This is a genomic window from Citrobacter sp. Cpo045 (genome assembly GCF_030332875.1).
Taxonomy (GTDB): domain Bacteria; phylum Pseudomonadota; class Gammaproteobacteria; order Enterobacterales; family Enterobacteriaceae; genus Citrobacter; species Citrobacter portucalensis.
This window is the reverse complement of the sequence record NZ_JAOWGZ010000029.1, coordinates 1-5,086: the sequence shown is the minus strand read 5'-3', so window position 1 is coordinate 5,086 and position 5,086 is coordinate 1. Positions and strand designations below refer to the sequence as shown.

General features: G+C 55.4%; 7 protein-coding genes. 6 read left to right on the top strand and 1 reads right to left on the bottom strand.

The window, feature by feature from the left end; all coding sequences use genetic code 11:
• Positions 1-499: 499 nt before the first annotated feature.
• Positions 500-1,513 (bottom strand): class 1 integron integrase IntI1, encoded by a 1,014-nt coding sequence (gene intI1 / locus OGY13_RS00240; RefSeq protein WP_000845039.1) that lies wholly within the window; start codon positions 1,511-1,513, stop codon positions 500-502.
• A gap of 144 nt (positions 1,514-1,657) precedes the next feature.
• On the opposite strand from intI1, the gene dfrA12 reads away from it, so the two are divergent.
• The 6 genes from dfrA12 to OGY13_RS00210 form a co-directional block, all read left to right on the top strand.
• Positions 1,658-2,155 carry a trimethoprim-resistant dihydrofolate reductase DfrA12 gene (dfrA12, locus tag OGY13_RS00235; RefSeq protein WP_001083725.1) on the top strand — a complete coding sequence of 166 codons (498 nt, stop codon included), beginning with the start codon at positions 1,658-1,660 and terminating at the stop codon, positions 2,153-2,155.
• Between the two features lie 111 nt (positions 2,156-2,266).
• Entirely contained in the window at positions 2,267-2,557 is a 291-nt protein-coding gene (locus tag OGY13_RS00230) for a DUF1010 domain-containing protein (RefSeq protein ID WP_001336345.1), read from the top strand.
• 5 nt (positions 2,558-2,562) lie between these two features.
• On the top strand, positions 2,563-3,354 hold the full coding sequence (locus tag OGY13_RS00225; RefSeq protein WP_001206356.1) for an ANT(3'')-Ia family aminoglycoside nucleotidyltransferase AadA2: 792 nt from the start codon (positions 2,563-2,565) through the stop codon (positions 3,352-3,354).
• Positions 3,355-3,517: 163 nt separating this feature from the next.
• Positions 3,518-3,865, top strand: coding sequence for a quaternary ammonium compound efflux SMR transporter QacE delta 1 (locus tag OGY13_RS00220; RefSeq protein WP_000679427.1), 348 nt, complete (start codon positions 3,518-3,520; stop codon positions 3,863-3,865).
• Entirely contained in the window at positions 3,859-4,698 is an 840-nt protein-coding gene (gene sul1, locus OGY13_RS00215; protein ID WP_000259031.1) for a sulfonamide-resistant dihydropteroate synthase Sul1, read from the top strand. Before OGY13_RS00220 ends, sul1 begins: the two co-directional genes overlap by 7 nt.
• A 127-nt stretch (positions 4,699-4,825) precedes the next feature.
• Positions 4,826-5,086, top strand: a 261-nt coding sequence (locus OGY13_RS00210) for a hypothetical protein (protein WP_058687437.1), incomplete at its 3' end; no start/stop codon positions are given.

The window sequence follows — 5,086 nt, the reverse complement described above, 5'->3', positions numbered from 1 at the left end:
GGTAAGCAGAGTTTTTGAAATGTAAGGCCTTTGAATAAGACAAAAGGCTGCCTCATCGCTAACTTTGCAACAGTGCCCGTAGATTTACGTGCATAGCCGATTTTCATTCTTTTCTCGCTAATTAGTTATGGGGTTATTGTTATGTTGATACAGTAACGAGTTTTGTTACATGAGGGGAGTCATTTTTCGGGAGAAGTCAGGACTTTTCAAGACTGTCACAAAAACCATCGTTTTTGATACATTAATTTAACCAATAGGTTGCAGATCAAATCGCCTGTAACAGCCTTTCTGGCTGTTTGTCGTTTTCAGAAGACGGCTGCACTGAACGTCAGAAGCCGACTGCACTATAGCAGCGGAGGGGTTGGATCCATCAGGCAACGACGGGCTGCTGCCGGCCATCAGCGGACGCAGGGAGGACTTTCCGCAACCGGCCGTTCGATGCGGCACCGATGGCCTTCGCGCAGGGGTAGTGAATCCGCCAGGATTGACTTGCGCTGCCCTACCTCTCACTAGTGAGGGGCGGCAGCGCATCAAGCGGTGAGCGCACTCCGGCACCGCCAACTTTCAGCACATGCGTGTAAATCATCGTCGTAGAGACGTCGGAATGGCCGAGCAGATCCTGCACGGTTCGAATGTCGTAACCGCTGCGGAGCAAGGCCGTCGCGAACGAGTGGCGGAGGGTGTGCGGTGTGGCGGGCTTCGTGATGCCTGCTTGTTCTACGGCACGTTTGAAGGCGCGCTGAAAGGTCTGGTCATACATGTGATGGCGACGCACGACACCGCTCCGTGGATCGGTCGAATGCGTGTGCTGCGCAAAAACCCAGAACCACGGCCAGGAATGCCCGGCGCGCGGATACTTCCGCTCAAGGGCGTCGGGAAGCGCAACGCCGCTGCGGCCCTCGGCCTGGTCCTTCAGCCACCATGCCCGTGCACGCGACAGCTGCTCGCGCAGGCTGGGTGCCAAGCTCTCGGGTAACATCAAGGCCCGATCCTTGGAGCCCTTGCCCTCCCGCACGATGATCGTGCCGTGATCGAAATCCAGATCCTTGACCCGCAGTTGCAAACCCTCACTGATCCGCATGCCCGTTCCATACAGAAGCTGGGCGAACAAACGATGCTCGCCTTCCAGAAAACCGAGGATGCGAACCACTTCATCCGGGGTCAGCACCACCGGCAAGCGCCGCGACGGCCGAGGTCTTCCGATCTCCTGAAGCCAGGGCAGATCCGTGCACAGCACCTTGCCGTAGAAGAACAGCAAGGCCGCCAATGCCTGACGATGCGTGGAGACCGAAACCTTGCGCTCGTTCGCCAGCCAGGACAGAAATGCCTCGACTTCGCTGCTGCCCAAGGTTGCCGGGTGACGCACACCGTGGAAACGGATGAAGGCACGAACCCAGTGGACATAAGCCTGTTCGGTTGGTAAGCTGTAATGCAAGTAGCGTATGCGCTCACGCAACTGGTCCAGAACCTTGACCGAACGCAGCGGTGGTAACGGCGCAGTGGCGGTTTTCATGGCTTGTTATGACTGTTTTTTTGTACAGTCTATGCCTCGGGCATCCAAGCAGCAAGCGCGTTACGCCGTGGGTCGATGTTTGATGTTATGGAGCAGCAACGATGTTACGCAGCAGGGCAGTCGCCCTAAAACAAAGTTAGCCATATGAACTCGGAATCAGTACGCATTTATCTCGTTGCTGCGATGGGAGCCAATCGGGTTATTGGCAATGGTCCTAATATCCCCTGGAAAATTCCGGGTGAGCAGAAGATTTTTCGCAGACTCACTGAGGGAAAAGTCGTTGTCATGGGGCGAAAGACCTTTGAGTCTATCGGCAAGCCTCTACCGAACCGTCACACATTGGTAATCTCACGCCAAGCTAACTACCGCGCCACTGGCTGCGTAGTTGTTTCAACGCTGTCGCACGCTATCGCTTTGGCATCCGAACTCGGCAATGAACTCTACGTCGCGGGCGGAGCTGAGATATACACTCTGGCACTACCTCACGCCCACGGCGTGTTTCTATCTGAGGTACATCAAACCTTCGAGGGTGACGCCTTCTTCCCAATGCTCAACGAAACAGAATTCGAGCTTGTCTCAACCGAAACCATTCAAGCTGTAATTCCGTACACCCACTCCGTTTATGCGCGTCGAAACGGCTAACCATTCCGTCAACGGGACGCCAAAATGCTGCGCATTTTGGTTCCCTCCGCTGCGCTCCGGCTCTCGTTACGTCCAACGTTAGCACCACTGAAACCCAGCTTTATTTAGCTCATGTTTATTCAAACGGCATTTAGCTTTTCAGGCGTTATTCAGTGCCTGTTTTGCCTTTTTTCCGGGCTTCGCCTGCATGGGCTGCGCAGGTTTTCAGTCTTTTTGGCCTCTAGCCCTTGCGTAGCAAGCGCAAGCAGCTATCGTTTTTGCAGTGCTGTGCCGCCTCGGTGGCGCAGCGTTTTTTCACGGTTAGCGCCCGTCGCCAAATTCAAGTTATCCGTTTTGGCTTCTGGTTCTAACATTTCGGTCAAGCCGACCCGCATTCTGCGGTCGGCTTACCTCGCCCGTTAGACATCATGAGGGAAGCGGTGACCATCGAAATTTCGAACCAACTATCAGAGGTGCTAAGCGTCATTGAGCGCCATCTGGAATCAACGTTGCTGGCCGTGCATTTGTACGGCTCCGCAGTGGATGGCGGCCTGAAGCCATACAGCGATATTGATTTGTTGGTTACTGTGGCCGTAAAGCTTGATGAAACGACGCGGCGAGCATTGCTCAATGATCTTATGGAGGCTTCGGCTTTCCCTGGCGAGAGCGAGACGCTCCGCGCTATAGAAGTCACCCTTGTCGTGCATGACGACATCATCCCGTGGCGTTATCCGGCTAAGCGCGAGCTGCAATTTGGAGAATGGCAGCGCAATGACATTCTTGCGGGTATCTTCGAGCCAGCCATGATCGACATTGATCTAGCTATCCTGCTTACAAAAGCAAGAGAACATAGCGTTGCCTTGGTAGGTCCGGCAGCGGAGGAATTCTTTGACCCGGTTCCTGAACAGGATCTATTCGAGGCGCTGAGGGAAACCTTGAAGCTATGGAACTCGCAGCCCGACTGGGCCGGCGATGAGCGAAATGTAGTGCTTACGTTGTCCCGCATTTGGTACAGCGCAATAACCGGCAAAATCGCGCCGAAGGATGTCGCTGCCGACTGGGCAATAAAACGCCTACCTGCCCAGTATCAGCCCGTCTTACTTGAAGCTAAGCAAGCTTATCTGGGACAAAAAGAAGATCACTTGGCCTCACGCGCAGATCACTTGGAAGAATTTATTCGCTTTGTGAAAGGCGAGATCATCAAGTCAGTTGGTAAATGATGTCTAACAATTCGTTCAAGCCGACCGCGCTACGCGCGGCGGCTTAACTCCGGCGTTAGATGCACTAAGCACATAATTGCTCACAGCCAAACTATCAGGTCAAGTCTGCTTTTATTATTTTTAAGCGTGCATAATAAGCCCTACACAAATTGGGAGATATATCATGAAAGGCTGGCTTTTTCTTGTTATCGCAATAGTTGGCGAAGTAATCGCAACATCCGCATTAAAATCTAGCGAGGGCTTTACTAAGCTTGCCCCTTCCGCCGTTGTCATAATCGGTTATGGCATCGCATTTTATTTTCTTTCTCTGGTTCTGAAATCCATCCCTGTCGGTGTTGCTTATGCAGTCTGGTCGGGACTCGGCGTCGTCATAATTACAGCCATTGCCTGGTTGCTTCATGGGCAAAAGCTTGATGCGTGGGGCTTTGTAGGTATGGGGCTCATAATTGCTGCCTTTTTGCTCGCCCGATCCCCATCGTGGAAGTCGCTGCGGAGGCCGACGCCATGGTGACGGTGTTCGGCATTCTGAATCTCACCGAGGACTCCTTCTTCGATGAGAGCCGGCGGCTAGACCCCGCCGGCGCTGTCACCGCGGCGATCGAAATGCTGCGAGTCGGATCAGACGTCGTGGATGTCGGACCGGCCGCCAGCCATCCGGACGCGAGGCCTGTATCGCCGGCCGATGAGATCAGACGTATTGCGCCGCTCTTAGACGCCCTGTCCGATCAGATGCACCGTGTTTCAATCGACAGCTTCCAACCGGAAACCCAGCGCTATGCGCTCAAGCGCGGCGTGGGCTACCTGAACGATATCCAAGGATTTCCTGACCCTGCGCTCTATCCCGATATTGCTGAGGCGGACTGCAGGCTGGTGGTTATGCACTCAGCGCAGCGGGATGGCATCGCCACCCGCACCGGTCACCTTCGACCCGAAGACGCGCTCGACGAGATTGTGCGGTTCTTCGAGGCGCGGGTTTCCGCCTTGCGACGGAGCGGGGTCGCTGCCGACCGGCTCATCCTCGATCCGGGGATGGGATTTTTCTTGAGCCCCGCACCGGAAACATCGCTGCACGTGCTGTCGAACCTTCAAAAGCTGAAGTCGGCGTTGGGGCTTCCGCTATTGGTCTCGGTGTCGCGGAAATCCTTCTTGGGCGCCACCGTTGGCCTTCCTGTAAAGGATCTGGGTCCAGCGAGCCTTGCGGCGGAACTTCACGCGATCGGCAATGGCGCTGACTACGTCCGCACCCACGCGCCTGGAGATCTGCGAAGCGCAATCACCTTCTCGGAAACCCTCGCGAAATTTCGCAGTCGCGACGCCAGAGACCGAGGGTTAGATCATGCCTAGCATTCACCTTCCGGCCGCCCGCTAGCGGACCCTGGTCAGGTTCCGCGAAGGTGGGCGCAGACATGCTGGGCTCGTCAGGATCAAACTGCACTATGAGGCGGCGGTTCATACCGCGCCAGGGGAGCGAATGGACAGCGAGGAGCCTCCGAACGTTCGGGTCGCCTGCTCGGGTGATATCGACGAGGTTGTGCGGCTGATGCACGACGCTGCGGCGTGGATGTCCGCCAAGGGAACGCCCGCCTGGGACGTCGCGCGGATCGACCGGACATTCGCGGAGACCTTCGTCCTGAGATCCGAGCTCCTAGGGATCGCCTCAGAAAACGGAATCTATGGTCACTCCCGTTTTTGCAACACCGATTTTGACGACAAGTTGGCTTGCTTGAATCTA

Bases quoted from the DNA above. Each gene is read 5' to 3' on its own strand.
- intI1 (WP_000845039.1), bottom strand. From the start codon at position 1,513: ATGAAAACCGCCACTGCGCCGTTACCACCGCTGCGTTCGGTCAAGGTT.
- OGY13_RS00230 (WP_001336345.1), top strand. From the start codon at position 2,267: ATGTTTATTCAAACGGCATTTAGCTTTTCAGGCGTTATTCAGTGCCTG.
- dfrA12 (WP_001083725.1), top strand. From the start codon at position 1,658: ATGAACTCGGAATCAGTACGCATTTATCTCGTTGCTGCGATGGGAGCC.
- OGY13_RS00220 (WP_000679427.1), top strand. From the start codon at position 3,518: ATGAAAGGCTGGCTTTTTCTTGTTATCGCAATAGTTGGCGAAGTAATC.
- sul1 (WP_000259031.1), top strand. From the start codon at position 3,859: ATGGTGACGGTGTTCGGCATTCTGAATCTCACCGAGGACTCCTTCTTC.
- OGY13_RS00225 (WP_001206356.1), top strand. From the start codon at position 2,563: ATGAGGGAAGCGGTGACCATCGAAATTTCGAACCAACTATCAGAGGTG.